Consider the following 25,196-nt stretch of genomic DNA (forward strand, 5'->3'; position numbering starts at 1 on the left):
CAGCGCATCTTCAGAAGCGCCTCGAAGGCCTTGTCATTAACGGTGGCGGTGGTGGCGGCGGCATATTGCGGATAGAGCGGGAAGACGAGAATGCGTTCACAGCCGGCCTTCTGCAGTGCGTCCATGCGCGAGGCGATCGACGGCTGGCCGTAGCGCATGCCCCAGTCGACGATGACGTTAGGCTGGTCGGCGAAGGACTTCGCCATCAGTTCGGACTGGTTGCGGGTGTAGGTCCGGAGGTAGCTTTCGTTCAAGTCCCTGTTCCAGATCGTCTCATAGGCCTTGCCGACCTTGCCGGGGCGGGTGTTGAGCACGATGCCGAACAGGATCGGGTACCAGAACAGTCGCGACCACTCGATCACCCGGCGGTCGGTCAGAAACTCCTTCAGGTAGCGGCGCATCGAGGTGTAGTCGGTGCCATCAGGCGTGCCGAGATTGACCAGCAGGATACCGACCTTTCCGGATTTGACGGACGGGTGGTTGGCAGGGGTGGTCACGGCAAGCTGATCGGTCATCTTCATCCTCGTCGGGTCCCCGTATCGGGACGCCGCTTTCGTTCCTTCGGTTTCCAGTCCTTCTAAAAAGAAAAGCCGGCGCGGGGAAGCCGCGCCGGCTCTGAAAGTAGAGGCAAATTGTCTTACTTTGCCGGAATCTCCAGTTCCTTGCCGACATGCAGGTGGCGCGGCGCCGGCTTGCCGTTGGCGTCGGAGATCTTCTTCCAGAGCGCGCCTTCGCCGTAGAAGGCCTTGGCGAGATCCCAGAGCGTGTCGCCCTTGGTGATCACGTGCTTCTGCGGGCCGCTCGCTGCCGCCGTGCCGCCGGCCGTTGCCGCCGGCTGGGCTGCCGTGGCGTCGGCAGCAGGCTTTGCGTCCGCCGCCGGCTCGGCCGTTGCCGCACCGGCCGCCGAAGCGACCTCGGTGATGCGGCCGTCGGTATAGGGCTTGAACGGCTGGTGGGCGGCAAGGTAGTCGGCAAGCACGGTTTCGAGGCCCGGACCGTAGTCGTAGGCGTTTTCACCCTTCTCCTTGAAGACGTCGTAGCCGTCGCCGCCATTGCGCATGTAGTTGTTGGTGACGAGCGAATAGGTCTTGGCCGGATCGAGCGGGACGTAGGCCTCGCCTTCCTTCACCTCGACCGAGACGACGCGGCTGCCGACCGGCTTCGACTTGTCGAAGGAGAACTTCATGCCGGCCACCTGCGGGAAACGGCCGCCGCCTTCTTCGAGCTTGCTGAGACCGTTTTCCAGGGCTTCACGAATGCCGTCGCCCTTCATCTGGAAGGTCGCAACCGTGTTCTGGAACGGCAGGACCGTAATGGCTTCGCCCATCGAAACGTCGCCGGCATCGATGGAGGCGCGCAGGCCGCCGCCGTTGGTGATGGCGATGGTCACACCCTGGCCCTTGACGCGGTCGAGCATGGCGTCGGTGAGCAGGCTGCCCATTTCGCACTCTTTGGTGCGGCAATTCTCGCGCGAGCCGTCGATCGGTGCTTCGGTCTTGGCGATGATCTTCGAGCGCAGCTCTTCGATCGGCTTGCCGAGTTCGGCGACGCGGGCGAGCACGGCCTCATCCGGCTTGACCGAGCTGTCGACCAGGATCGGATCGCCCTTGGCAGCCTTGACCACGCCCTTGTCGTCGAAGGTAACGACGAGGTCGCCAAGATATTTGGTGTAGGAGCCGGCCTGGACGACCGGAACCTTGTAGCCGCCTGGGTTATCGACCATCGTCGGGTAAGGACCCTCGGCTTTTGCATCGGTGTTGGACAGCAGGCTGTGCGAGTGGCCACCGACGACGACGTCGACATCCGGGATCTTGGCGATGGCCGCGAGGTCGCGCGGATAGCCGACATGGGTGAGCGCTATGATCTTGTCGACGCCCTGCTTCTTCAGCTCCTCGACGGCTGCCGTGGTGGTGGCGACGTCGTCGCCGATCAGGATGTCCGGGCCGGGGGAAGAGAGCTCCGGCGTGTCGTTGGCAACCGCGCCGACGATGCCGACCTTCTGGCCACCGACATCGAGCACGATCGACGGTTTGATGCGGTCGCCGATCTTCGACTTCTGGCTCGGCAGCACGTTGGCGGTGACGACCGGGAAGGCGATCTTGTCGAGGAAGCCGGCAAGGCCGTCCTCGCTCTCGTCGAACTCATGGTTGCCGACGGTCATCGCGTCGAACTTCATCAGGTTGAGGAATTCGGCTTCCGCGAGGCCCTTGTAGGTGGTGAAGAACAGCGAACCCTGGAAGTTGTCGCCGGCGTTGAGCAGCAGCACGTTCTTGCCCGAGAGGTCCTGGCGCTTCTGGTCGATCAAGGCCTTGAGGCGCGCGACGCCGCCGAAGCACTCGTTCTTGCCCTCCTCTTCCGCCGAGCAGGTGGAATCGAACTTGTTGATCGATTCGATGCGGGAATGGAGGTCGTTGATATGCAGGATGTTCAATTCATAATCGGCGAAGGCTGCGCCCGAGGAGAGGGCAAGAATGGACGCGGTCATCAGGCCGGTCCGCACGTGTCTGATCATGATGTTCTCCTGTTTTGCCGGTTGTCGCCCGACCGCATCCGGTCCGCCGAAACGGATCCGGTCCCCACGGTCGGGGTGGCTTTGCCGGGCCGGATGTTTTCATCACTTGAAGGCGACTTCAAGCGCTAAAACCATGCCCTGGTTGTCGGGTTTACCGTTAAGGTTAAGTCGTGGCCCGCAAACGAAAAAAGCCTCCGGACGGAGGCTTTTGCAATTTCGTGTTTTCTGTTTTAGCCGCGACGCGCGAGCGAGAACTGTGCCCCGGCGTCGGTGGTGCAGTTGAGCTGGTTCTGCGTGACCAGAGCGCAAGCGACCTTCGACTGGGTGTTGCGCACCAGCGAGGTCATATTGATCTCGACAAGCGTCGGGCTCGTCTTGACGTAGTTGCCCGAGGCGAGCAACTGGTTGGTGTCGGTCGTGCGCGTGGAGAAGGTACCACCGGCAAATGTCGAGACGATACCGTTCGGGTCTACCCAGGAGCCCTCGACGCCCGAAGCCTGGCGTGCCGGCTGCCCACCCTCATCGATGATCCGTGGCGACGACTGGCAGGAGGCAAGCGCGGCCGCGGTTGCGATTAGGGTCAGAACGGCGAATGGCTTCATAGGCGATTTCCCCCGCGTTTGGGTCGAGCGGATTGTTTCATTCCGGCAGACCATGCCGCGATCATGAGTTGAAAGCAAGAGCGGCAGGCCGCGGCCTCGGGCTTTTCCGCCAGAGATGAAAAGGCCCGGGGCACGTTCGTGTCCCGGGCCGGATGCGCTTACGTCTCAGCAGCTTAGCGAACGAGGATGTTCTTGAACTGCCACGGATCCTTGGTGTCGATGTCTTCCGGGAACAGGCCCGGGCGACCGTCGAGCGGGGTCCAGTCGGTGTAGTGACCTTCGACCGGGCCGAGGTAGGGCAGTTGGACTTCGAGGCAACGCTTGTAGTCCATCTCGTCGGCTTCGACGATGCCGGCCTTCGGGTTCTCGAGAGCCCAGACCATGCCGGCAAGAACAGCCGAAGTGACCTGCAGACCGGTCGCGTTCTGGTAAGGCGCGATGCGGCGGGTTTCTTCGAGCGACAGGCGCGAGCCGAACCAGTAGGCGTTCTTGTCGTGGCCGTAGAGCAGCACGCCGAGTTCGTCGACGCCGTCGACCAGTTCCTTTTCGTCAAGGACGTGGTGCACCGGCTGGGCGTTGCCGCCGTTGCCGAACATTTCGTGCAGCGACAGAACGGCGTCGTTGGCCGGATGGTAGGCGTAGTGGCAGGTCGGGCGATAGGTGACTTCGCCTTCCTTGTCGCGAACCGTGAAGAAGTCGGCGATCGAGATCGCCTCGTTGTGGGTCACGAGGAAGCCATACTGCGGGCCGGGGGTCGGGCACCAGCTGCGCACGCGGGTGTTGGCGCCCGGCTGCTCCAGATAGATCGCTGCCTTGCAACCCTTCTTGTGCTTCTTGGCGTTCTTCGGCATCCAGTTTTCATGGGTGCCCCAGCCGAGTTCGGCCGGCTGCAGGCCTTCCGAGATGAAGCCTTCGACCGACCAGGTGTTCCAGAAGGTGTTGAACGGCTTCGGGTTCTTGGTGCGCTGGGTGTCGCGCTCGGCGATGTGCACGCCCTTGACGCCGACCTTCTTCATCAGCTTGGCCCAGCCTTCGCGGTCGTCCTGATGCGGCTCTTCGAACTTCACGCCAAGGTCGTTGGCGAGGTTGAGGAGGCCCTGCTTGACGAACCAGGAGACCATGCCGGGGTTGGCGCCGCAGGTGGAAACCGCGGTCGTGCCGCCCGGGTTCTTTTCCTTTTCCTTGCGCACGGTTTCGCGCAGCGCATAGTTGGTGCGCTCGGAATTGTCCATTTCGGCGTCGAAGTAGAAGCCGAGCCACGGCTCGACGACCGTGTCGACGTAGAGCACGTCGAGCTTGCGGCACATCTTCATCAGGTCGAGCGAGCCGGTGTCGACCGACAGGTTGACGCAGAAGCCCTGGCCTTCGCCTTCGGTCAGAAGCGGCTTCAGCAGTTCCTTGTAGTTGTCCTTGGTCACATGCGCGCGAACGTGACGAACGCCATGGCGTTCGAAGATCTCGTTGTCGGCAGCATCCTCACGGGGCTCGACCACGATCAACCGGTTCTTGTCGTATTTGAAGTGGCGCTCGATCAGCGGCAAGGTGCCGCGACCGATCGAACCGAAACCGATCATCACGATCGGACCGGTGATCTCGCCATAAACCGGATAGGTGGTATCTGCCATTTTTGTCTTACTCCTGAGAAAACTTTCCCTGTGGCGGTGGGTGACTAAGCATGAGGAAGCGGCTGTGGCCGCTGTTCTGGCTCGTATGAATGTGCCGACGGCCGCGATGCCCGTGGGGCACGCGGCGCTGTAGAGCATAGATTGCTGTCACAATAAAGAGCCGGCGGGTCAACCGCTATTTGCGTCTGTGCTTAACCGGCGATCGTGAGAAGTGCTTCAATCAGCCCGTCCCGCTTGCTGACAAGCCCCTTGTAGGCGGCCTGCGGCAAGGTCAGGGCGCGCAGCTGCTCGACGAAGGACGCGGCCAGGGCTGCGGCATCCGGCCGCTTGCGCAGCATCGTCAGCGGGTCCGAATAGATGCGGATAGTGAAGACGAGCGCACCGGTCTCAGGCAGCTTGCGCAGCGTCTGCCGTTCGATGCGGATGAAGGTCCGCTCCTCGGTCATCTCGATCGCACCGGCGGCGATGCCTTCGGATTTCGATTTCGGCAGGTGCAGCGCGCCGTCGACATTGACCGCCCAGTTGAAGCGCTCGACGAAGCGACCCGGCGGCAGGTTGTCGAACATGCGGGCAATCAGTTCGGCATTGCGGGTGCCATGCTCGAAACCCGGGACGGGGCCATGGATCTCGTTCATGGTGCGGCCGTATTTTTCGGCGAGCGACCAGGACGAGGGAAAGGCGACATAGGCAGCGTTGAGACGCCAGCCGTCGTCGGTCTTTTGCATGATGGCGAGATCGTCCTGGACAAGCGATCCTGAAACGGCCAGTGGATCATCGCCGTCGAGTGGCACGGGCTCGCCGCCGACGATCATGCTGTCGCCGTCGCGGCGGTAGATCTCTGGGTAGGCGGCCGGCAGGTAGTCGACCAGAATGCCGAGCAGTTCGCGCTGGGCGTCCTGCGTACCGTCGGCTGCGGCAAACACGGTACCGCGCGCTTGCGCAAGCAGCAGCTTCTTTTCGGAGAGATAGTGCTGCAGCTGGTCGTCCGGCTCAATCCAGCGATCGGGGTCGAGCTGGGCAAGGCCGATGGTGAAAGGTTTTGAAGAACCGTCGTAAGGCGTATGCTTCATGCGGAGCGACCGGTCTAGGTTGCGATTTAACCATATTCCCTATCGTTTCGCACGGTGAAACGCTTGTCACAAGCGGTTCGTGCTATAGCTACGGTAGAAGCATCCGCTTCGCGCCATAATTGATTAGTTCCCGGAGGCGTGACAGACCGTGACCGGTAGTCATCTCAAGGCTCTTGCGGCCCTACAGAGTAAAACACCCGTGCTGATCGCACTTTATGATCAGCACGATCGACTGCGCTTCGCCAATCCGGCGTTTCGCGCGGCCTACCATGTCGGTCCGGACGAGAGCCCGACCTGGGAAGAGATCATGCGTCGGAACCATGCCGCCGGACAGGGCACCATCCTGAAGTCGGAAGACATCGATGCCTGGATCGCCTCGACATTGCACCGGCGCGGCAAGGTGCCGTTCCGCGCCATGGAAACAGACCTGCACGACGGTCGCTGGCTGTGGATGACGGAGACGGTGGATGCGGATGGCTGCATGCTGTGCATCGCCGTCGACGTCACGACGATCCATGCCGAAGAACGGGAACTGCGCCAGGACCGCGACTTTGCGCTTCGGGCCGCCCAGGTCGACGAGCTGACGAGCGTGCCCAACCGCCGCTACACGATGGGGCGTCTCACCGAGTTCATCGCCAACTGCGCCGAGAACCCGCATATGTGGGGCTGTGTCGCGATCATCGATATCGATTACTTCAAGGCGATCAATGACCGCCACGGCCACCAGCGCGGCGACGAGGTTTTACTCGACTTTGCGCGCCAGATGCAGGAGTTCGTGCGCCGTTCGGACTGCTTCGGCCGGATTGGCGGCGAGGAATTCATGCTCATCCTGCCTGATACCACCATCAGCGAGGGCCACCGCATTCTCGATCGTCTGCTCGAACGGGTGCGCAATTCCCGCCCGCTCGAGAACATCCCGGAGTTCTTCTACACCTGTTCGGTCGGGGTTGCGGAGTATCGCGACGGGGACACGGTCAGCGACCTCTATGCACGCGCCGATCAGGCGCTCTATCTCGCCAAGCGCGATGGGCGGGACCAGGTCAGGCGCCACACGCTTCCCGGCTCAGACCAGGAGGTTCACCCGGATCAGGCCCCGTAACGAGTTGCCGAGATAAAGGTCGCCGCGGGCGAGGTCGTTAAGTGAAAGCCGCGCAACTCGCGCGCGGCGCTGGCAGATGAGCTCGGTACGCAGCACGCCGGCAAGCAGGCCGCAGGCGATCGGTGGCGTCTTGAGGATGCCGCTGCCGTCGTCGAGGAAGACGGAGGTGATCGTGCCTTCGCAGACCTCATCCTTCTCGTTCAGAAGCAGAACTTCGTCGGCCTCGCTCGGGCCGAACTCGCCGCGGGCTGCCTCATAGGCGGCGCGGCGACTGGTCTTGTAGCGCAGCAGCGGATCGCCCGACTTCAGCCGGGTGCCGGCAACCCGTACCCGCCAGACCGTATCTTGGGGGAGCGGCGCGAAGGGGGCGGTCTTCACCTCGATATGGCCGTCCGGGAAGAGCTCGAGGCGAACGCGAAGCGCGGCGCCGCCATCGCCGGCCTTGACCGCTGCAAGCAGCGCGGCCTGCGCGCCATCGGCGCCCGAAATGCCGAGACGACGGGCGGATCGGACCAGCCGGGCGAGGTGCAGACGCAGGCGGATGAAACCGGCTTCGGGCTCGTAGCGCAGGGTTTCGATCAACGAGAAATCCGTCATCGGACGACCGCGTCGTCGGCGGGCGCGACATCGCCTTCGCCGAGCGCGATCCTGTCGTCGCCAACGGCAAAGCGGGCCTTCAGGAGGCACTCTTCGTATTCGGACTGGGCGGTGCTGTCGAAGACGATGCCGCCGCCGACATTAAAGACGGCATCGCCATTTTCGAAGAGCGATATCGTCCGGATCGCGACGCTGAAGCGCATCACGCCGTTCGGGGCGATGAAACCGATGGCGCCGCAATAGGCGTCGCGGGGACCGTCTTCCAGGTCGTGCAGGATTTCCATGGCGCGCATCTTCGGCGCCCCGGTGATCGAGCCGCAGGGGAAGAGCGCCGTGAAAATATCCTTGAGGCTGATCTCGGGCAGGAGCTTCGCTCGGACGTGGCTCACCATCTGGTGCACGGTCGGATAGGTCTCGATGTCGAAGAGTTTCGGGACATCAAGCGTGCCGACCTCGCTGATGCGCGAGATGTCATTGCGCAGGAGATCGACGATCATCCGGTTTTCGGCCTGGGTCTTTTCGTCGGCGCGCATGGCGGCGATGATCTCGGCGTCTTCCGGCGCCGACGCGCCGCGCTTGGCCGTGCCCTTCATCGGGTGGGTCTCGATCCAGCCGTCCGCATCGACTCGGAAGAAAAGCTCCGGCGAGCGCGACAGGAGCACTGGCCCGTCGAGCGCGACGAGCGCGCCGTACTTGACCGGCTGTCGGTCGATCAGCGACCAGAAGGCTGCGCGCGGGTCGCCGGACCAGCGGGCATGGATCGGCATCGTCAGGTTTGCCTGGTAACAATCGCCCTTTCGCAGATGCAGGTGCAGGCGGTCGAAACGTTCGCGGTAGGTATCGAAATCCCAGCTGGCGCGCGGTTCGCTCAAGAAGGGTTCGTTCTCGGTTCGCCGCTGCGGCTCGGAGAGGGGATGATCCTCGCTCGGCGCATCGAAGATGCCGAATGACATCAGCGGCGTCTTGCGATTTTCCTCGGCAAAGCCTTCGAGCTTCTCCTCGAAGAGATGGCCGGCCTCATAGGACATGAAGCCGGCAATCCATTTGCCTGATTTGTGCGCGCGTTCAAGCTCGGCAAGGCCGCGGACAAAATCGGCCTTCGTGCGGGCCGTTATGACGCGCGAAGGCGATGCGAAAACCGTGGTGCGGCTTTCGCTGTCGTCCCGGAACAGCACATAGGGTGCAGTGTCGCTCATAAAGTCGTCTTGTCGATCGCGCCGCGATCCGGACCCTTGTCCGGATCAGGCCTTATCAAGCGCTTCGAGTTCGTCGATGAGCCCTTCGATCATCGACAGTCCCTGTGCCCAGAACGACGGATCGGTGGCATCGAGGCCGAAGGGGGCGAGCAGTTCGGAATGGTGCTTGGTGCCGCCGGCCTTCAGAAGCTCGAAGTACTTGTCCTGGAAGCCCTGTTCGGCGTTCTGGTAGACCGCGTAGAGCGAGTTCACCAGGCAGTCGCCGAAGGCATAGGCATAGACGTAGAAGGGCGAATGGATGAAGTGCGGGATATAGGCCCAGTAGGTCTCGTAGCCTTCGGAAATCCGGATGGCCGGGCCAAGGCTCTCGTTCTGCACCGACAGCCACAGCTTACCGATATCGTCGGCCGTCAGCTCGCCTTCCTTCCGCGCGGTGTGCACCTTGCGCTCGAACTCGTAGAAGGCGATCTGGCGCACGACCGTGTTGATCATGTCCTCGACCTTCTGGGAGAGCATGGCCTTGCGCTCGCGCTTGTCCTTCGTCTGGTCGAGAAGCGCGCGGAAGGTCAGCATCTCGCCGAAGACAGACGCGGTTTCGGCGAGCGTCAGCGGCGTCGAGGCCATCAACGCGCCCTGTCCGCCGGCAAGCACCTGGTGCACGCCGTGGCCGAGCTCGTGGGCGAGCGTCATCACGTCGCGCGGCTTGCCCATGTAGTTGACGAGCACATAGGGGTGAGCCGACGGCACCGTCGGGTGGGCGAAGGCGCCCGGCGCCTTGCCGGGCCGCACCGGCGCGTCGATCCAGCGCTCATCGAAGAAACGGCGGGCGATATCAGCCATTTCCGGCGCGAAGGCATTATACGCGGAGAGCACCGTGTCCTTGGCCTCGTCCCAGGAGATCAGCGCGTTCGGCGTTTCCGGCAGCGGCGCGTTGCGGTCCCAGAAATCCATCTGCTCCATGCCGAGCCACTTTGCCTTCAGCGAATAGTAGCGGTGCGACAGGCGCGGATAGGCGGACTTGACCGCTTCGGCGAGCGCATCGACGACCTCGCGCTCGACGCGGTTGGCCAGATGCCGGCTGTCGGCAATATCCTTGAAGCCGCGCCAGCGGTCGGAGATTTCCTTGTCCTTGGCGAGCGTGTTGGTGATCAGCGTGAAGGTGCGGATATTGGCCTTGAAGGTTTCCGCCAGCGCCATCGCCGCCTTCTTGCGAACGTCGCTCGACGGGTCCTGCAGCAGGTTCAGGGTGACCTCGAGCGGCAGCGCTTCACCGTCGACAGTGAAGGTGAGGCTTGCCATAGTCTCGTCGAACAGCCGGTTGAAGGCGGCGGCACCGGTCATCGATTTTTCCAGGAAAAGCTGCTCCAGCTTGTCGTCGAGCTGATAGGGCTTGTCCATGCGCAGGTCGGTCAGCCAGGGCTTGTAATGGGCGGCGAGCGCGTCTGTTTCGAGTGCCTTGTCGAGGATCGCGTCGTCGATCCGGTTCAGCTCCAGGGAGAAGAACAGGAGATGCGCCGACATGTCGGTGAGCTTCGACTGCACATCGCCGTAAAGCTTGCCATTCTCCGGCTTGGACGTGTCCGAAAAATAGGTGAGGCCCGCAAACGACGCGATGCGGCCCATGATGTCTTCGAGCGCTTCGAATTCCCGCACGGCGGCGCCGATGCCGGCTTCGCCGCTCTTCGTCGCCGCTTCGGCCAGCTTGCCCTTCCACTTGGTCTCGAAGGCGATCGCGTCGGCATCGGCCTTCGTCATATCGTTGCGAAACGCATCCGAGGAAGCGGAGGCATAAAGATCCTCCAGCCGCCAGGAGGGCAGGTCACCGAGGTCGGCAGCGGCGCCATGGCTCTGGCCGGCGGCGGCGCGGACAACAAATTGCTCGGGGGCGAAGGGGCGGAAGGTCATCGTCGGATTTCTCTCGTTCGTGACAGGAAGAGGCAGCGATATGGGCCCCATTGCTATCGCCGGCAATGGATAAAATGCAAGCATTTCTCAAAACATGATGTTCAGCCCTTTATGGCACAGATGCCTGACGTGATTTGGCACATGAGGTTGGCCAAAGAGTACCGCGTGTCCAGAGCAGGAGGCTTCCGTGACATCACACATTCTGGTCATTGATGACGATCCGGTGCAGCGCCGGTTGCTGACGAACATGATCGAGCGTCTCGGTCATGTGGCGCATCTCGCCGATAACGGCCGCAGCGGTCTGGAACTGCTGGAGCGCAAGGGCGGCATGATCAATGTCATCCTTCTCGATCTCCTGATGCCGGAAATGAACGGCCACGGCTTCCTCGAAGCGCTGGCCGAGCGCGGCGTCGACACGCCGGTCATCGTCCAGACCGGACAGGGCGGCATCGAGACCGTGGTGCACGCGATGCAGGCCGGCGCCTTCGACTTCCTGGTCAAGCCGGTCTCTCCGGAACGGCTGTCCGTGGCCATCAGCAATGCGCTGAAAATGGCAAGCCGTGACGGCAAGGTCAAAACCTCGCGCCGTCCGCGCGGTGGCGCCGTCGGCTTCGATGATATCGTCTCGGCAAGCCCGGCGATGATCCGGGTGATCGACCTTGCACGCCGCGCCGCGCAGTCCAACATCCCGATCGTGCTCGAGGGCGAATCCGGCGTCGGCAAGGAAATGGTGGCGCGCGCCATCCAGTCGGCAAGCGACAGGGTCGGCAAGCCCTTCATCACCGTCAACTGTGGCGCCATCCCGCACAATCTGGTCGAGAGCATTCTCTTCGGTCACGAAAAGGGTGCCTTTACCGGCGCGACCGAAAAGCACACCGGCAAGTTCGTCGATGCGGACGGAGGAACCCTGTTCCTCGACGAGATTGGCGACTTGCCGCTCGAGGTTCAGGTGAAGCTGCTGCGCGCGGTTCAGCAGGGCGAGGTCGAGACGATCGGCGCGCGCCATCCGCAGAAGGTGAACGTGCGGCTGATCTCGGCCACCAATAAGGACCTGATCAACGAAGTGCGCGAAGGGCGGTTCCGCGAGGATCTCTACTACCGCCTCAATGTTTTCCCGATCACCATTCCGGCGCTTCGCCGACGCAAGGAAGATATCCCGGTGCTGGTGCGCTCCTTCGTCGAGCGCTTCGCCGCCGAGCAGCGGCTGAACCAGCCGCTGACGGTATCGAGCGGCGCGCTCGCGCTTCTGACCGCCTATGATTGGCCGGGCAACATTCGCCAGCTCGAGAACGCGATCTTCCGCGCCGTCGTGCTTGCCGAGGGCAACGAACTGACGGTGAAGGATTTCCCGCAGATCGCCACTCAGATACCCGGCTACGTGGTTTCCGATCGTTCGGGCTTCTCCTGGGGCGAGGGCGGACCGGAGCGGGCGCCGGCTGGCGGCGAGACGGCATCAAGCGTCTATCCAGACTTCGCGAGTGCGGCGAAATCCATGGAGGCGGAAGCCTCCAGCGACCCGCGCATGGAGAATGCGATCGCCAGCGTCGACGAGGGCGGAGACGTGCGCAAGCTTGCCGAAGTCGAGGAGGAATTGATTCGTTTTGCGCTGAAATTCTACCGCGGCCAGATGAGTCAGGTGGCCCGAAAGCTCGGTATCGGCCGGTCTACCCTCTACCGCAAGCTGAAGGATTATGGCATCGATCCCGATAACCCTTTGAGAGAGGCGGCATAAAATCGACGCATTCACGATTCATTAGCCGTGCTATTCAGTCACCGCCGTTTAGACCTTGTTAGTGAAGTATTCACTATATTATAAGGGGCGGTGACGACTGTGGCAAATTTGCCATGCTGTCACCTTATTTGACAGTCATCTGAGACAGCGAAGCACGGTTGTCCGTCGGACGGGGATTGAATGCCAAATTTGTTCGGTTTTAAGAAGCCGCTCGGCTCCTTAGCGAGAGTCTGCGCGGCGGTTACCCGCCGGGTGCCGCAGGTTCTGACATCCGTTGCTCTTGCGGCTGCCCTCGTTACGCCTGGTTTTGCTCCTCCCGTGGAGGCCGCAGGCCAGACCCGGACACTGAAGCTCTATTTCATTCATACTCAGGAAAAGGCGCAGATCACCTTCAAGCGCAATGGCCGCTACGACGCCAAGGGTCTGCAGGAAATCAACCGTTTCCTGCGCGACTGGCGTCGCAACGAGCCGACGAAGATGGACCCGCGCCTGCTCGATCTCGTCTGGGAAGTCTACCAGAAGAGCGGATCGCGCGATTACATCCACGTCGTTTCGGCCTATCGTTCGCCGGCGACCAACGGCATGCTGCGTTCGCGTTCGAAGGGCGTCGCCAAGAAGAGCCAGCACATGCTCGGTAAGGCGATGGACTTCTATCTGCCGGATGTGAAGCTGAAGACGCTGCGTGAAATCGGCGTGAAATTCCAGGTGGGCGGCGTCGGTTACTACCCGACTTCCGGCTCGCCTTTCGTCCATATGGATGTCGGTGGCGTTCGCGCCTGGCCGCGCATGAGCCGTGCCGAATTGGCGCGCCTCTTCCCCGACGGCAAGACCATGCATCTGCCGTCCGACGGCAAGCCGCTTCCGGGTTATGACCAGGCGGTTGCCGACTACAAGCGTCGCGTCGGCGCGTCGGCGATCCAGGTCGCCGGTGGCGGCGATACGGGCCCGGGCGATACGGCGAGCGGCAAGCGCCGCGGCAACCTGTTCGCCATGCTCTTTGGCGGCGGCGGTGACGAGGATGAAGAACCCTCGGCAATCGCAGCCGGCCCCGGTGCCGACGATGAAGGTGGCGCAGCTCCTGCTGCCAAGGTGCAGACGGCTGCCGCGCCCGCCGCTCAGGAAGCGCTGCCCGGCGTCGCCGGTTCTGTCGCCGCCGAGCCGACGGTTGCTGCCGAACAGAACATCAATGCGCCGGTCCCGGCGGTGCGGCCTGCCTTCAAGCAAGCGCCTGCCGATGGTGGCGTAGCCGTCGCCCTGGTGGCGCCGGAGAAGAACCCGGCGCAGGAAGCCCTTGCTGCCGCCCTGCCGCCAACCTCGGAAATGCCGAGCGAATTTGCCGACCTCGGCTCGATGAAGGTTCCTGTGCCGCAAATGCTTGACCGCCGCGACATGAACACGCTCGTCGCATCCGCCGATGCCGAGCCGGACATGCAGGCGCTCGGTTTCGTGCCGGTTCCGGCCGTGCGGCCCGCGGGTGACGCGGCGCTTGCCGCCGTTGCCGATGCACAGGTCGTGATCCCCTCCTTCGCGGAGCGCCCGGTCGTGGCATCCGCCGAACCGCCGCGCGACGTGGCGGCTGAAGCCAAGACCCGTGTCGCGCTTGCCCAGCCGACGCCAGCTGAACGTCAGCCGGTTGCCCAGCCGCAGCCGATCGAGATGGCAGCCTATGCGCCGCAGTCGGGTACAAATGCGCGCGCCGCGATCTTCGACAGCGCCTTCGACACGCAGGCGGAAGCTCCGGCCAAGGGCGGCCGACCGAAGAAGAACGACGCCGATGCCGCGACCCGCTCATCGGTGCGCGCCGAGCCGAAGCTGACCCAGAAGATCATTTCCGAATGGGCGCTTTCGACCGGCCGCGTCGCAACGCTTTCCAAGCCGGTGAAGGCGCCGCGCTTCGTCAGCAAGTCTCTGCGTACTGCTCCGACGACAGTCTATGCCGCCGGCTTCTCCAGCAGCGCCGGACCAAACGTCGACACGGCCCGGTTCAGCGGCAATGCCGTCAACTTCATGGAAGTGAAGAAGTTCAGCACCAACTGAGCTTCCACCAAACCATAGACACGAAAAAGCCCGCCGACCTGGCGGGCTTTTTCGTATCTGCATTCTGTCTTCGCCTTATGTCGGCTCCCGGCTGCATTGAGAGCCTCTGCTGCCGGCGTTCACGCGCGGAAGGCGAAGGCCGCCGACAGGCGGCCTTCAAAAAGGCTTGCTTATTCCTCGTCGGCTGCCGGCACCATGCCGAGCGCCTGGAGGTAGGTGTCGAGGATCGCTTCCTGTTCCATGCGCTCGTCGTGGTCCTGCTTGCGGATCGAAATGACCTTGCGCAGGATCTTGGCGTCGAAACCTGTGGACTTGGCTTCGCCATAGACGTCCTTGATGTCGTCGGCGATGGTCTTCTTTTCTTCTTCCAGGCGTTCGATCCGTTCGATGAAAGCACGAAGCTGATCGCGTGCGACGCCGTGAGCATCCGACATGGTCTTCTCCTTGATAGGGGGAATGGAATTTCTTGGGTGCCGTGACGTGCCGCGAACGGCCGCCAAGGTCAAGGGTGATTGCGCAACAACGCGGTCATTTCCGTGGCAGAGGCGGGCGAAACGACCCTTATTCCTTTGATCACGACGGTTTGCGTCGGCTCGATCCAGCCATCATTTTCAAGCGGCTTACGAGTTAGAGTGGAATGCCGCGGAAACCCGCACACGCCTTTCCTCACTCAGCTTTGGGCCGGTTGAGCTCGAACGCCGCCTTTTGTTCTGCGGATGCTTCCCTCTGGTTGCGCTCGCGCCATTCCTCGTAGGGCATGCCGTAGATGATCTCGCGCGATTCCTCCTTGGCAAGCGGAACGCCCGCCTGTTCGGCGGCTTCGCGATACCAATTGGACAGGCAGTTGCGGCAGAAGCCGGCGAGGTTCATCAGGTCGATGTTCTGGACATCGCTGCGCTCGCGCAGATGGTTGACCAGCCGGCGAAAGGCGGCGGCTTCGAAGGCGATCTGTTGCTCCGGGGTCAGTTCGGTCATGGTCGCTCGTCCTCTTCATCATAGGCGCCGGTGCGCGAGATGTGCCGCTCGTACCGATGCAGTTCGGGCATGGCGTTCAGGCTTGCGAGGATCGGCGCCAGCCGCTCGGCCCAGGCGGCAACGCCTTCAGCGTCGGCGATCAGATCCTGCCGCACCTCGATCAGGGCATGCGAAATGCCCGGCACCATGCAGTGCCGGAACATGGTATCGCCGCGCAACGCGCCGTCATAGGGTTCATTGTTGCCGACGACGATATCGCCCGGTGCCTCGAGCCTGTCGATCAGTGGCCGAACGGCGCGGCCGTCGCTGTCCCAGAGGACGGCGGCGTGCCAGGGACGGGCGACGCCCTTCCAGGCCGGCGTGTAGGAATGGATGGAGATGACCAGCGGTGCTGCGCCATGCGCCTCGGCGCTTCGGCCGATCGTCTCGGAGACGGCGCGGTGATAGGGACGATGGAACCGGTTCAGCCGGTTTTCCCACTCCTGCTCGGTGATGGGATGGTTTCCCGGAATGATCGCTCCGTCGGAAATCCGCATGATCAGCGTCGGGTCGTCCTCGCCGCGATTGGGATCGATCAGCAAGCGCGAGAAGCAGCCGAGAACGGCCGGCGCATCGAGCATCGCAGACACGCGCCGCACGAGCGCTTCGACACCGATATCATAGGCGATGTGCCGCTCGAAGGCCGCGGCGGGAAGGCCGAGACTGCCATACTCGGCAGGCAGCCGGTTCATCGCGTGATCGGCAAGGAGCACGAGCCCGGTTGTGGGCTTGGCTTCGATAATCTCATAGGGAGAATAGTGTTGCATGCCGTTCCAGTCCGTTTCAGCGCCCCGTCTCGCTGATCGCACGCGAGGGCGTCAATCGCAAGAAAAACGCAACTGTTTATCGAAATCCGAAAGCAATTTACCGATTGTAATCGATTAGAGTTACGTTGACTTTCGGGGCTGCCCGTCGCAAAAAGTGCCACGCAAATCAAAACGGAGTTCCATCGGAAACCGTGTCCAGATATCCTTTTTCCAAAGCGAAGCCGGGGCTGACGACACTGGGAGGCATCCTCCTGTTTCTCCTGGCAACATCAAGCTCATTTCTTTTCGCCAGCGACGCACGCGCCGACTTCCGCGTGTGCAACGGCACCCAGACACTGGTTGGTGTGGCCATCGGCTACCGGGCCAAGGACGGCTGGATGACGGAAGGCTGGTGGCAGGTGCCTGCCAACACCTGCGCGACCCTGATCGAGGGCGAGCTACAGTCACGATATTATTATCTTTACGCGGAAGATGCGGCCCGTGGCGGCCGCTGGACCGGTGACGTCAACATGTGCGTTGCCGAGAACGAATTCAAAATCACGGGCGTGCAGGACTGCTTCGCCCGCGGCTTCCAGCGCATGGGATTCAAAGAGTACGACACGGGACGGCAGGGAAGCTGGATGGTTCAGCTTTCGGATCCGTCCGGCACGCAGGAAAGCCAGAATTGATGAAGCGGAACAGAAAAGTCAAAATCCTCGCAACGCTCGGACCGGCGTCTTCGGACGAGCAGATGATCCAGAAGCTGCACGAGGCCGGGGCCGATCTGTTCCGCATCAACATGAGCCATGCGAGCCACGACGTGATGCGCACGCTGGTGCAGCGCATCCGCGCAGTCGAGGCGCGCTGTGGCCGGCCGATCGGCATCCTCGGCGACCTGCAGGGACCGAAGCTGCGCGTCGGCAAGTTCGCGGAAGGCAAGGTGGACCTGAAGGTCGGCCAGACCTTCACGCTCGACAACAAGGACGTGCCTGGCGACAACACCCGCGTCTATCTGCCCCATCCGGAGATCCTCGAAGCGGTCAAGCCCGGCCATCGCCTGCTGATCGACGACGGCAAGCTGCACCTGAAGGCTGAAAAGACCGATGGCAAGAGCATCGTCACGACGGTCGTCGCCGGCACGAAGATCTCCGACCGCAAGGGCGTCAGCCTGCCCGATACGCTGCTTGCCGTCGGCGTACTGACCGACAAGGATCGTGCCGACCTCGACGCCGTTCTGGCGACCGGCGAATTCGACTGGGTGGCGCTCTCCTTCGTGCAGCGTCCGGAAGATCTGGCAGAGGTTCGCAAGATCGCCCGCGGCCGCGTCGGCCTGATGTCGAAGATCGAAAAGCCGCAGGCGCTCGACCGCATCGACGAGATCATCGAGCTCTCCGACGCACTGATGGTTGCCCGCGGTGACCTCGGCGTCGAGATGCCGCTGGAATCGGTGCCGGGCCTGCAGAAGCAGCTGACGCGTGCATGTCGCCGCGCCGGCAAGCCGGTAGTGGTCGCCACCCAGATGCTGGAATCGATGATTTCGGCTCCGGTCCCGACGCGCGCCGAAGTCTCCGACGTCGCGACAGCCGTCTTCGAAGGTGCGGACGCCGTCATGCTTTCGGCAGAATCGGCCTCGGGCGAATATCCGGTGGAAGCCGTTTCGACCATGGCGTCGATCGCCAGCAACGTCGAGCGCGACCCGCATTATTCCAGCATCATCTACGCGCAGCGCACGCCGCCGGAAGCCACCGGTGCCGACGCGATTTCGCTTGCGGCCCACCAGATCGCCGAGACGCTGCGGCTCTCTGCCATCGTCTGCTACACCTCGTCGGGTACGACGGGTCTGCGCGCCGCCCGCGAGCGGCCGCAGGTGCCGATCATCGCGCTGTCGCCGATCGTGCAGACGGCGCGCCGCCTTTCGGTCGTCTGGGGCCTACATTGCGTCGTCACCGAGGATGCGACAGACCTCGACGACATGGTCAACCGCGCTTGCCGCATCGTTGCCTCGGAAGGCTTCGGCAAGCCGGGCGAACGCATCATCATTTCGGCCGGCGTGCCGCTCGGTACCCCTGGCGCGACCAACATGCTGCGTATCGCCTATATCGGCTCGGACGGCATGAGCGGCGTCTGACGCCCGCTCTCTTTTTCGGACTGCAACGAAACCCCCGGAGCGCTGATCCGCTCCTGGGGTTTCGTGTTTTGTTGATGATGGCAGCTAGCGGGATAACGGGCGCGCCGAGAAAGGCTGCCAGATGAGGTGCGGCCCCAACGGATGGCCTGGCACGATCAGGGTGTCTTGGCGGCGGCAAGCCTTTCTTCGGCGCGCTTTACTGCCGCATCCAGATCCCCGGGCTTGCCGGCCAGCTTCTCCACCGCGGCGACGATGACATCAGTGACCACATAGTCGGGCTTATGGCCGAGATTGCCGATCCAGAGCAACTCGGCGCCGGGGATATCGCGCGCCAGCCCGCGTGAGTGGATATCGGCCAGCACGATGCCATCGCTGTCGCCGGTGATGATCACCGTCGGTGCGGCGATCTCCCGGTAGCGCGGCGCGGTCGCGGTCAGATAGGCGTGCAGGTTGGCGATGTCGCGGGCATTGCTGAGGAAGGTCGAGGGACGCAGCACGAGATGCGGGCCGGTCTTGTCGATGTAGTCGGCCGGCCGTGGATTGGGCGAAAAGATCGAGTGCGTGCCGCCCTCGATGCGCCGCTGCCCAAGCGGCGTCACCAGCGTGTGGGCGAAGAGCCAGCCGACGAAGGGCAGGGCCGTCAGGCGGTAATACCAGTCGATGCCGCCGGGCCAGGGATGGGTCGCCGGCGCCAGCAGGACGAGGCCGGCGGTCTTGTCCGGGTGGTTGAGGGCGAAGCTCGCTGCAATCGCGCCGCCGAAGGAGTGGCCGACGATCACGGCGCGACGGATGCCGCGCTTGTCCATCAGCTTTGCGGTCGCATCCGCCTGACCGTCCGGCAAGTCGTTTTCCGGCCCGCCGCGCTCCGAGTAGCCGTGGCCCGGGCGATCGACGAACAGCATCTCGGCGCGGCCGTCAAGGGCCGGTGCGAAGGCATGCAGCTGGTCGAGCAGGTTGCCGCTGGCGCCATGGATGAAGACGACGGGCAAGAGGTCGGCTTGTCCGCCGGCGGGCAGGTGTACGCTGTTCATGCGGTAGCCGCCGATGTCGATCAGTTCGCCGACATTGGGAAAGCGCCGGGCGAAGCTACGCGCGTGCCAGAGGCTGTAGGCGACGCCGGCGAGTATCAGTGCAAGGAACAGGAGCGCAACTGGGAACATCGTCTCTATTTGTCTTCCGGCGCCCGGCTTTCAAGGCGTAAGCGAACCCTTGGGGCCACCGGCACTTATCCTTTGCCATTGCGGCCAGATGTCGTCCACGGCGCGCCGGCGGGCCAGTACGAACTCTGGCAGCGCCCCATCCCGGTTGCCTTTGTTGTAGCGGTTGTCCGTGCGATCGACAACGAGGACTGGAGGCGCGCCGAATTGATCGGCTGTGATGTCGACGATGAAATCGCCGCATTCGACCCAGGCATGGCTTTGCCAGCTCTTCCCGCAGTTGAAGCCGAACGGTCCGATTTCAGGCTCCAACGGCCCGCTGCGCGGCGTTCCGCAGACCCAGTCGGCGCTGAAGCCTTGGGTGCTCAAGACGCGCTGCAGGAACAGGCTCGTGCGGCCGCAGGTGCCTTGCGAGGCGATCGTGGGGCGGTCCGCGCCGGCGTGACGATGCCATTCAATCCAGATCGGTTCGATGAAATGGCGCGCGGCTGTCGCGATCTTCAGAAGCGATGTCCTGTCGGAGAGGATGGGCGGTGGCGGGCTTGGCAATCGACTGGAACGCGCGTTGTCAGGTCTTGCTGCCGGCAAGTTTCTCGGCAAGTTCGCCCAGTTGTTCCTGCGCCTTGCGATCGGCGGGATAAATGTCCAGGAACTGTTCCCACGCACGCATGGCAAGCTCATCCTTGCCGGAGGCGCCGAGGATTGCCGCCATGCCGGCAAGTGCGCCAAAGTGGCGGGGCTCGATCGACAGCACGCGATTGATGTCCGACATGGATTTCCGGTAGTTGCCCATCGCGTAATGCAGTGTCGCGCGGCGGTTCCAGCCTTCGACATAATTGGGTGCAAGGGCGATAACCTGGTCGAGGATATCGAGAGCGGCCGGCTGCTTGTTGTCGGTGATCGCCTTGTCGGCCCATTGCATCAGCAGGTTGACGGTGGCGCTGCCGGAATCCTGCCACTCGATGCGGATCTGGTTGGAGAGCTCGCGTGCCTTGTCGGGGTCGCGCTCCTTTTTCAGGTCGGCGAACAGGGTGTCGAGGCGCTGCTTCGGGGTGGTGAGGCTGGTTGCTTCCGGTTGGGTCGAGGCTTCCGCCGCGAAGGAAACATTGCCAGCTCCCGTGGAGGTGGCGAGCAGGGCGGAACACGCCAGAATCAAGGGTATAAAAACTCGCATGGCGAGCATGTTAGCTCGCCACGGAATAACTTCAAAATCAATTCTGGGACATCGCTTGAGCGCTGTCCCCAAGTCCCCTGTCGGGTCTCAGCCCTGACGAGCCTTGAAGCGCGGGTTGGACTTGTTGATGATGTAGATGCGGCCCTTGCGACGAACCAGACGGTTTTCGCGGTGGCGGGTCTTGAGCGACTTGAGCGAATTCTTGATCTTCATTTTCCTGATCCGCAGGTTTCGGGGAATGAAAATTCGCCCGGTATCTCTAACAATCAAAAGCGCGCCCGTGAGCGCGCTCCTTTAAGGTGGGATGGCAAATACCGTGTCACCCCTGGTGTGTCAACCACAAGACGCCCCATTTTGGTGTCTTGCCCCGCATTTCTATGGTCCTCAGCCGCGGACGAGCCGCGTGACGTGGCCCATCTTGCGGCCGGCGCGGGCCTCGGTCTTGCCGTAGAGGTGCACCAGCACGTCATCCTCGGCAAGCCATGCGGGGACCGTGTCGAGGTCGTCGCCGATCAGGTTCTGCATGACGCAGTCCGAATGGCGACGCGGATTGCCGAGCGGCAGTCCGGCGACGGCACGGATATGCTGCTCGAACTGCGAGACGACGCAGGCAGCTTCCGTCCAGTGGCCGGAATTGTGCACGCGGGGCGCCATCTCGTTGACGATCAGGCTGCCGTCGGCGAGCACGAAGAACTCGACGCCGATGACGCCGACATAGCCGAGCGCATCGAGGATCGCCTTGGCGGCAACCCGTGCCGCTTCGCCGGCCGCAGCACCGATCTCTGCCGGGACCGTCGAGGTATGGAGGATGCCGTTGCGATGCACGTTTTCCGCCGGATCGAAACAGGCAACGGCGCCATCGGGCGCGCGGGCTGCGATGATCGAGATTTCGCGCTCGAAGGGCACGAAGCTTTCGAGGATCAGCGGTACGCCGCCGAGTGCTGCGAAAGCGCCCGCCGGGCCGTCTGCCGTCGAGCGGAAGACGCGCTGTCCCTTGCCGTCATAGCCGAGGCGACGGGTTTTCAGCACGCCGGTCCCGCCGAAATCCGCAAGGGCCGCTTCAAGGTCGGCCTGGCTGTCGACGGCATGGAAGCGCGCCGTGGCAATGCCGCAGCCGTTGATGAAGCGTTTCTCGGTGAGGCGGTCCTGCGCGACTTCCAGCGCTTTCGGTGGCGGGAAGACGGGGCGTTTTGCCGCCAGTCGCTCGGCAGCCGCGACCGGAACGTTCTCGAATTCGTAGGTGATGATGTCGCTGACTTCAGCAAGCTTTCCGAGCGCGGCTTCGTCGTCATAGGCAGCGATGATCTGGTCGTTTGCGACCTGGGCAGCCGGACAGTCGACCTGCGGCTCGAGGATGACCGTGCGGAAGTTCAGTCGGGCGGCTGCCATCGCCAGCATGCGGCCGAGCTGGCCGCCGCCGATAATGCCGATGGTGGTCATGCCTCGTCCACCGGATACTCGGCAACGGCAATGGTCTGCTGTTCGCGCCAGTCGTCGAGCCGGTCGGCGAGGTCCTCGTCGCCAAGCGCAAGGACGGCTGCGGCAAGGAGGGCTGCGTTGACGGCACCGGCGCGGCCGATCGCCAGCGTTCCGACCGGGATGCCGGCCGGCATCTGGACAATCGACAGCAGGCTGTCCTGGCCGGAAAGCGCCTTCGACTGCACGGGGACGCCGAAGACCGGCAGCGGCGTCATCGAGGCACACATGCCGGGCAGATGCGCTGCACCTCCGGCACCGGCGATGATGACCTTGAAGCCCTCGTCGCGGGCGCCCTTGGCGAAGCTGACCAGCCGATCGGGCGTGCGATGGGCCGAAACGATGCGTGCCTCATAGGGAATGTCGAGCGCGTCGAGCGTATCGGCGGCGTTCTTCATCGTCTCCCAGTCCGACTGGCTTCCCATGATGATGGCGACGGGTGGGGTCGTGGTGTCGATCACGTCTGTCCTGTTCCGCGTTCAGGCGATGATATCGGGAATGATCTGGTCTTCGATCTTGCTGATCTTGTCCTTGATCGCCAGCTTCTTCTTCTTCATGCGCTGCACTCTGAGCGCGTCGCAGCCGGTCTCGATCATGGCGTTGATGGCAGCATCATAGTCTTCATGTTCCTGCCTCAGCCGCGCGGCGGTCAGTCTGAGTTCGGCCTGGTCCTGGTCCGGCATGCAAAGCGATCCCCATCAGCCCGGTTGCGAAGTCCTCCTCGAACCGGAATTTCATGCGCCGCTCTATCACATCTTGGGCGGTAACGGGAAGTTATCCCTCGTCATCATTTCGCCTTCGACAAATGAAAAATGGCATGGCACAGTAGTAAGGTTACAACCATGAAACATCCGGCATTTGCGTGCCGGATGCAAGCAAAAGGAAGGGACTGCCAAATGACTGTTGAGGCTCATCTTGCAACGCTTGAGAAAAAACATGGCGCCCTGGAGCAGGAGCTCCACGTAGCGATGAATCAGCCGTCCGTGGAAGACGAACTGATTACCGATATCAAGCGAAGGAAGCTGCGCATCAAGGACGAAATCGAAAGGCTTCGCTCCTCGACTCACTGATTATCAACGGTATTTCCCAGAACCATCGGGAAGCGCCATCTCCCCTCTGAGTAGGCGCAACAAGGTTTAGAACCAATCCCCCACAGTGGAATATACGGAATTTCGGGCCGGGCTTGACGCCCGGTCCTCTTGTTTTCCGGGTCGTCGCTTCCAAGCTCAAGACCAGAACTGGTCGAGCCAGAGGTTGAGGCGGTCAAACCCCGGCCGGTTGATCGCATAGATCCGCCGCGTGCCGCTCGCCGAGACCGAGACCAAATTGCAGTCCAGCAAGGCTTTCAGGTGCTGCGATACGGCCGGACGGCTGATCGGCAAGCCTTCGGCCAGCTCGTTCACGGTTTTCGGCGCGCGCCGCAATTCCTCCAGCAGGTGGCGCCGGTTCGGGTCCGCAATGGCATCGAAAGGGTCCGCGATCGTCATGGGCGGACGTTAGGCGAATTTTTGCAAGGCAGCAAGAATTTTGTGCGGTGCGAAACGCTAATTTTGCTTTGCAATATTTCCGTAATACTTGGGTGGCGGCTCAGCCGCCCGCAGCGAGGCCGACGATACCGTCCCAGAGCAGCTTCGAGCCCGCGATGAAGGCCATGCTATACATGAAGGGGTAGAAGATCTGCGGCTTCATGCGGCGAACGATAAAGGCGCCGCACACGGTCGCGACGATCGCCAGCGGAAAGAGTGTCGCCGAGATTTTCAGGTTGCTGAGGTCGAGTTGCCCGAGCGCGAAATAGGGAATGAGCTTCACCGCGTTCAGGATCGCGAAGAAGCGCACGATCGTGCCGGTATATTCGCGCGGGTCGAGCTGCAGTGGCAGCGCGTAGATCTGGAAGGGCGGGCCGCCGGCATGCGCAACGAAGCTGCCATAGCCGGCGAACGAGCCCCAAAGCGCCGCCGGCCCGGCCCGCTGCGTCTTCGGCGCGATGGTGATGCCGAGGCGCATGCGCCAGATGTTGTAGACGTAGCGAAGCACGAAGAGCACGGTGATCAGGCCGATGATCAGGCGGAGCAGGTCACGCGAGACATAGGCGGAGGTTGCCCAGCCGATGACGATGCCGGCAATGGCGCCGGGCAAAAGCATGAAAAGGGTCTTGCGGTCGCCATGCTTGCGCCACATCCAGAGCGATACAAGATCCATCGCGATCAGGATCGGCAGGAGAAGGGCGGCGGCCTGGACGGGCGACACCGCCATCGACAATATCGGTACACCCATGAGCGAAAGTGCTTCCCCCATGCCGCCCTTGCTGAGGCCGACAAGCAGAACGGCCGGGATGGCGATAAGGTAGAAGTCGAGATCCGGAAGCATGGGTGGCTGTTGATCCTTTTGCAGTCTCCGTCTATCGGTTTTCGGAAATGAAATCGAGCGCTGGTTTCGCGGCTTACGCGGCACAGCCGGAAATGGATATCTGAGCATGACAACAGAACGCTGCCGCCTGGTGCTGATCGCGCCCGACATGCCCGATGCGGCGGAACGTGCCAAGGTGCTCGCCGACGCGCTCAAGGGTGGCGACGTCGCCTCGGTGATCGTGCCGCAATACGGGCTCGACGATAGCGAGTTCCAGAAGCATGCCGAGCGCCTGGTGCCGGTCATCCAGGAGGCGGGCGCCGCAGCACTGATCGCGGGTGACTCGCGCGTTGCCGGTCGCGCCAAGGCGGATGGCCTGCATGTTGCCGGCAATGCCGAAGTGCTCGGTGAGGCGGTCGAGAAGCACACGCCGAAGCTGATCGTCGGCGGCGGCAACGCGGCCGACCGCCACCATGCGCTGGAGATCGGCGAAGTGCGCCCGGACTACGTGTTCTTCGGCAGGACCGACGGCGACATCAAGCCGGAGGCGCATTCGAAGAACCTCGCGCTTGCCGAATGGTGGGCGTCGATGATCGAGATCCCGTGCATCGTCATGGGCGGCACCGATCCGCAATCGGCGCTTGCAGTGGCGGAGACCGGTGCCGAGTTCGTGGCGCTTCGTCTGGCCGTCTTCGGTGAGCCAGGACAGGCGCCCTCCGTCGTTGCCGCGGTCAACGCGTTGCTTGACGAAAAAGCGCCACGGTTTGAAGATTAAGACGT

General features: G+C 62.8%; 27 protein-coding genes. 7 read left to right on the forward strand and 20 right to left on the reverse strand.

Annotation, left to right across the window (positions count from 1 at the left end; genetic code table 11):
* The 5 genes from ASD01_RS07545 to ASD01_RS07565 all read right to left on the reverse strand — a co-directional run.
* Positions 1-515 (reverse strand): ferrochelatase (locus tag ASD01_RS07545; protein WP_200954147.1); only part of this gene is annotated, 515 nt, incomplete at its 3' end.
* A gap of 122 nt (positions 516-637) precedes the next feature.
* Positions 638-2,512: a bifunctional metallophosphatase/5'-nucleotidase gene (locus ASD01_RS07550; RefSeq protein WP_034806086.1), complete on the reverse strand. Its 1,875-nt coding sequence runs from the start codon at positions 2,510-2,512 to the stop codon at positions 638-640.
* Positions 2,513-2,742: 230 nt separating this feature from the next.
* Positions 2,743-3,114: an outer membrane lipoprotein Omp10 gene (omp10, locus tag ASD01_RS07555; RefSeq protein WP_034806089.1), complete on the reverse strand. Its 372-nt coding sequence runs from the start codon at positions 3,112-3,114 to the stop codon at positions 2,743-2,745.
* A 173-nt stretch (positions 3,115-3,287) separates the two neighbouring features.
* Positions 3,288-4,739 carry a homospermidine synthase gene (locus ASD01_RS07560; protein WP_034806092.1) on the reverse strand — a complete coding sequence of 484 codons (1,452 nt, stop codon included), beginning with the start codon at positions 4,737-4,739 and terminating at the stop codon, positions 3,288-3,290.
* A 191-nt stretch (positions 4,740-4,930) separates the two neighbouring features.
* Entirely contained in the window at positions 4,931-5,809 is an 879-nt protein-coding gene (locus tag ASD01_RS07565) for a heme-dependent oxidative N-demethylase family protein (RefSeq protein WP_034806095.1), read from the reverse strand.
* Between the two features lie 148 nt (positions 5,810-5,957).
* Between ASD01_RS07565 and ASD01_RS07570 the strand changes: the two genes are divergently transcribed.
* Positions 5,958-6,908, forward strand: a complete 951-nt coding sequence (locus ASD01_RS07570; protein WP_034806098.1) for a sensor domain-containing diguanylate cyclase — start codon at positions 5,958-5,960, stop codon at positions 6,906-6,908.
* Here ASD01_RS07570 and ASD01_RS07575 read toward each other — a convergent pair.
* From ASD01_RS07575 to ASD01_RS07585, 3 genes are read right to left on the reverse strand one after another with little or no spacing between them, the layout of a single operon-like run.
* Positions 6,873-7,505: an aminotransferase class IV family protein gene (locus ASD01_RS07575; RefSeq protein ID WP_034806101.1), complete on the reverse strand. Its 633-nt coding sequence runs from the start codon at positions 7,503-7,505 to the stop codon at positions 6,873-6,875. The genes ASD01_RS07570 and ASD01_RS07575 overlap by 36 nt on opposite strands.
* Positions 7,502-8,701, reverse strand: a complete 1,200-nt coding sequence (locus ASD01_RS07580) for an aminodeoxychorismate synthase component I (RefSeq protein WP_051659724.1) — start codon at positions 8,699-8,701, stop codon at positions 7,502-7,504. The genes ASD01_RS07575 and ASD01_RS07580 overlap by 4 nt, the downstream gene beginning before the upstream one ends.
* A 45-nt stretch (positions 8,702-8,746) precedes the next feature.
* A complete protein-coding gene (locus tag ASD01_RS07585) occupies positions 8,747-10,606 on the reverse strand; it encodes a M3 family oligoendopeptidase (RefSeq protein ID WP_034806631.1) in 1,860 nt (619 codons plus the stop codon).
* Between the two features lie 187 nt (positions 10,607-10,793).
* On the opposite strand from ASD01_RS07585, the gene ASD01_RS07590 reads away from it, so the two are divergent.
* A complete protein-coding gene (locus ASD01_RS07590; RefSeq protein ID WP_034806104.1) occupies positions 10,794-12,338 on the forward strand; it encodes a sigma-54-dependent transcriptional regulator in 1,545 nt (514 codons plus the stop codon).
* A gap of 180 nt (positions 12,339-12,518) precedes the next feature.
* Positions 12,519-14,375, forward strand: coding sequence for a DUF882 domain-containing protein (locus ASD01_RS07595; RefSeq protein ID WP_034806108.1), 1,857 nt, complete (start codon positions 12,519-12,521; stop codon positions 14,373-14,375).
* Between the two features lie 170 nt (positions 14,376-14,545).
* Here the strand turns inward: ASD01_RS07595 and ASD01_RS07600 are convergent, their stop codons facing one another.
* The 3 genes from ASD01_RS07600 to ASD01_RS07610 form a co-directional block, all read right to left on the reverse strand.
* On the reverse strand, positions 14,546-14,809 hold the full coding sequence (locus tag ASD01_RS07600) for a DUF2312 domain-containing protein (protein WP_034806111.1): 264 nt from the start codon (positions 14,807-14,809) through the stop codon (positions 14,546-14,548).
* A 232-nt stretch (positions 14,810-15,041) separates the two neighbouring features.
* On the reverse strand, positions 15,042-15,350 hold the full coding sequence (locus ASD01_RS07605) for a DUF1244 domain-containing protein (RefSeq protein ID WP_034806113.1): 309 nt from the start codon (positions 15,348-15,350) through the stop codon (positions 15,042-15,044).
* The gene (locus ASD01_RS07610; protein ID WP_034806115.1) at positions 15,347-16,156 is read right to left on the reverse strand and encodes an N-formylglutamate amidohydrolase; all 810 of its coding nucleotides are present in this window, start codon (positions 16,154-16,156) and stop codon (positions 15,347-15,349) included. The genes ASD01_RS07605 and ASD01_RS07610 overlap by 4 nt, the downstream gene beginning before the upstream one ends.
* 191 nt (positions 16,157-16,347) lie before the next feature.
* Here ASD01_RS07610 and ASD01_RS07615 point away from each other — a divergent pair, with 191 nt between their 5' ends.
* Together ASD01_RS07615 and pyk are read left to right on the forward strand one after the other, a co-directional pair.
* Positions 16,348-16,824: a DUF1036 domain-containing protein gene (locus ASD01_RS07615; protein ID WP_051659725.1), complete on the forward strand. Its 477-nt coding sequence runs from the start codon at positions 16,348-16,350 to the stop codon at positions 16,822-16,824.
* Positions 16,824-18,263: a pyruvate kinase gene (pyk, locus tag ASD01_RS07620; protein ID WP_034806117.1), complete on the forward strand. Its 1,440-nt coding sequence runs from the start codon at positions 16,824-16,826 to the stop codon at positions 18,261-18,263. The genes ASD01_RS07615 and pyk overlap by 1 nt, the downstream gene beginning before the upstream one ends.
* A 155-nt stretch (positions 18,264-18,418) precedes the next feature.
* Here the strand turns inward: pyk and ASD01_RS07625 are convergent, their stop codons facing one another.
* The 7 genes from ASD01_RS07625 to ASD01_RS07655 all read right to left on the reverse strand — a co-directional run bounded on the left by ASD01_RS07625 (position 18,419) and on the right by ASD01_RS07655 (position 22,753).
* Positions 18,419-19,423, reverse strand: coding sequence for an alpha/beta fold hydrolase (locus tag ASD01_RS07625; protein ID WP_051659726.1), 1,005 nt, complete (start codon positions 19,421-19,423; stop codon positions 18,419-18,421).
* A gap of 30 nt (positions 19,424-19,453) precedes the next feature.
* Positions 19,454-20,008, reverse strand: coding sequence for a lasso peptide biosynthesis protein (locus ASD01_RS07630; protein WP_156553005.1), 555 nt, complete (start codon positions 20,006-20,008; stop codon positions 19,454-19,456).
* On the reverse strand, positions 19,989-20,603 hold the full coding sequence (locus ASD01_RS07635; RefSeq protein WP_034806119.1) for a tetratricopeptide repeat protein: 615 nt from the start codon (positions 20,601-20,603) through the stop codon (positions 19,989-19,991). The genes ASD01_RS07630 and ASD01_RS07635 overlap by 20 nt, the downstream gene beginning before the upstream one ends.
* A 78-nt stretch (positions 20,604-20,681) precedes the next feature.
* Positions 20,682-20,807: a type B 50S ribosomal protein L36 gene (gene ykgO / locus ASD01_RS07640; RefSeq protein ID WP_034806120.1), complete on the reverse strand. Its 126-nt coding sequence runs from the start codon at positions 20,805-20,807 to the stop codon at positions 20,682-20,684.
* 171 nt (positions 20,808-20,978) lie between these two features.
* Positions 20,979-22,034: a 5-(carboxyamino)imidazole ribonucleotide synthase gene (locus ASD01_RS07645; protein ID WP_060528861.1), complete on the reverse strand. Its 1,056-nt coding sequence runs from the start codon at positions 22,032-22,034 to the stop codon at positions 20,979-20,981.
* Positions 22,031-22,495: a 5-(carboxyamino)imidazole ribonucleotide mutase gene (gene purE / locus ASD01_RS07650; protein ID WP_034806641.1), complete on the reverse strand. Its 465-nt coding sequence runs from the start codon at positions 22,493-22,495 to the stop codon at positions 22,031-22,033. The genes ASD01_RS07645 and purE overlap by 4 nt, the downstream gene beginning before the upstream one ends.
* 54 nt (positions 22,496-22,549) lie before the next feature.
* Entirely contained in the window at positions 22,550-22,753 is a 204-nt protein-coding gene (locus ASD01_RS07655; protein WP_034806122.1) for a YdcH family protein, read from the reverse strand.
* 213 nt (positions 22,754-22,966) lie between these two features.
* On the opposite strand from ASD01_RS07655, the gene ASD01_RS07660 reads away from it, so the two are divergent.
* Entirely contained in the window at positions 22,967-23,140 is a 174-nt protein-coding gene (locus tag ASD01_RS07660; protein ID WP_034806123.1) for a YdcH family protein, read from the forward strand.
* Positions 23,141-23,296: 156 nt separating this feature from the next.
* Here the strand turns inward: ASD01_RS07660 and ASD01_RS07665 are convergent, their stop codons facing one another.
* Positions 23,297-23,557, reverse strand: a complete 261-nt coding sequence (locus ASD01_RS07665; protein ID WP_034806124.1) for an ArsR/SmtB family transcription factor — start codon at positions 23,555-23,557, stop codon at positions 23,297-23,299.
* Positions 23,558-23,657: 100 nt separating this feature from the next.
* Positions 23,658-24,437, reverse strand: coding sequence for a sulfite exporter TauE/SafE family protein (locus tag ASD01_RS07670; protein ID WP_034806126.1), 780 nt, complete (start codon positions 24,435-24,437; stop codon positions 23,658-23,660).
* A gap of 106 nt (positions 24,438-24,543) precedes the next feature.
* Here ASD01_RS07670 and ASD01_RS07675 point away from each other — a divergent pair, with 106 nt between their 5' ends.
* Complete coding sequence (locus ASD01_RS07675) at positions 24,544-25,191, forward strand: thiamine phosphate synthase (protein ID WP_034806128.1); 648 nt, start codon at positions 24,544-24,546, stop codon at positions 25,189-25,191.
* Positions 25,192-25,196: the final 5 nt, after the last annotated feature.

Origin of the sequence: Ensifer sp. Root423 (assembly GCF_001426275.1) — a bacterium.
In the GTDB taxonomy this organism is placed as follows: domain Bacteria; phylum Pseudomonadota; class Alphaproteobacteria; order Rhizobiales; family Rhizobiaceae; genus Ensifer; species Ensifer adhaerens.

What these genes read in the sequence shown, in the direction of transcription:
- ASD01_RS07560 (WP_034806092.1), bottom strand. Translation starts at nt 4,739, where the DNA reads ATGGCAGATACCACCTATCCGGTTTATGGCGAGATCACCGGTCCGATC.
- ASD01_RS07670 (WP_034806126.1), bottom strand. Translation starts at nt 24,437, where the DNA reads ATGCTTCCGGATCTCGACTTCTACCTTATCGCCATCCCGGCCGTTCTG.
- ASD01_RS07585 (WP_034806631.1), bottom strand. Translation starts at nt 10,606, where the DNA reads ATGACCTTCCGCCCCTTCGCCCCCGAGCAATTTGTTGTCCGCGCCGCC.
- ASD01_RS07655 (WP_034806122.1), bottom strand. Translation starts at nt 22,753, where the DNA reads ATGCCGGACCAGGACCAGGCCGAACTCAGACTGACCGCCGCGCGGCTG.
- pyk (WP_034806117.1), top strand. Translation starts at nt 16,824, where the DNA reads ATGAAGCGGAACAGAAAAGTCAAAATCCTCGCAACGCTCGGACCGGCG.
- ASD01_RS07575 (WP_034806101.1), bottom strand. Translation starts at nt 7,505, where the DNA reads ATGACGGATTTCTCGTTGATCGAAACCCTGCGCTACGAGCCCGAAGCC.
- purE (WP_034806641.1), bottom strand. Translation starts at nt 22,495, where the DNA reads ATGGGAAGCCAGTCGGACTGGGAGACGATGAAGAACGCCGCCGATACG.
- ASD01_RS07675 (WP_034806128.1), top strand. Translation starts at nt 24,544, where the DNA reads ATGACAACAGAACGCTGCCGCCTGGTGCTGATCGCGCCCGACATGCCC.
- ASD01_RS07635 (WP_034806119.1), bottom strand. Translation starts at nt 20,603, where the DNA reads ATGCTCGCCATGCGAGTTTTTATACCCTTGATTCTGGCGTGTTCCGCC.
- ASD01_RS07665 (WP_034806124.1), bottom strand. Translation starts at nt 23,557, where the DNA reads ATGACGATCGCGGACCCTTTCGATGCCATTGCGGACCCGAACCGGCGC.
- ASD01_RS07550 (WP_034806086.1), bottom strand. Translation starts at nt 2,512, where the DNA reads ATGATCAGACACGTGCGGACCGGCCTGATGACCGCGTCCATTCTTGCC.
- ASD01_RS07595 (WP_034806108.1), top strand. Translation starts at nt 12,519, where the DNA reads ATGCCAAATTTGTTCGGTTTTAAGAAGCCGCTCGGCTCCTTAGCGAGA.
- ASD01_RS07600 (WP_034806111.1), bottom strand. Translation starts at nt 14,809, where the DNA reads ATGTCGGATGCTCACGGCGTCGCACGCGATCAGCTTCGTGCTTTCATC.
- ASD01_RS07625 (WP_051659726.1), bottom strand. Translation starts at nt 19,423, where the DNA reads ATGTTCCCAGTTGCGCTCCTGTTCCTTGCACTGATACTCGCCGGCGTC.
- omp10 (WP_034806089.1), bottom strand. Translation starts at nt 3,114, where the DNA reads ATGAAGCCATTCGCCGTTCTGACCCTAATCGCAACCGCGGCCGCGCTT.
- ykgO (WP_034806120.1), bottom strand. Translation starts at nt 20,807, where the DNA reads ATGAAGATCAAGAATTCGCTCAAGTCGCTCAAGACCCGCCACCGCGAA.
- ASD01_RS07660 (WP_034806123.1), top strand. Translation starts at nt 22,967, where the DNA reads ATGACTGTTGAGGCTCATCTTGCAACGCTTGAGAAAAAACATGGCGCC.
- ASD01_RS07605 (WP_034806113.1), bottom strand. Translation starts at nt 15,350, where the DNA reads ATGACCGAACTGACCCCGGAGCAACAGATCGCCTTCGAAGCCGCCGCC.
- ASD01_RS07610 (WP_034806115.1), bottom strand. Translation starts at nt 16,156, where the DNA reads ATGCAACACTATTCTCCCTATGAGATTATCGAAGCCAAGCCCACAACC.
- ASD01_RS07645 (WP_060528861.1), bottom strand. Translation starts at nt 22,034, where the DNA reads ATGACCACCATCGGCATTATCGGCGGCGGCCAGCTCGGCCGCATGCTG.
- ASD01_RS07580 (WP_051659724.1), bottom strand. Translation starts at nt 8,701, where the DNA reads ATGAGCGACACTGCACCCTATGTGCTGTTCCGGGACGACAGCGAAAGC.
- ASD01_RS07565 (WP_034806095.1), bottom strand. Translation starts at nt 5,809, where the DNA reads ATGAAGCATACGCCTTACGACGGTTCTTCAAAACCTTTCACCATCGGC.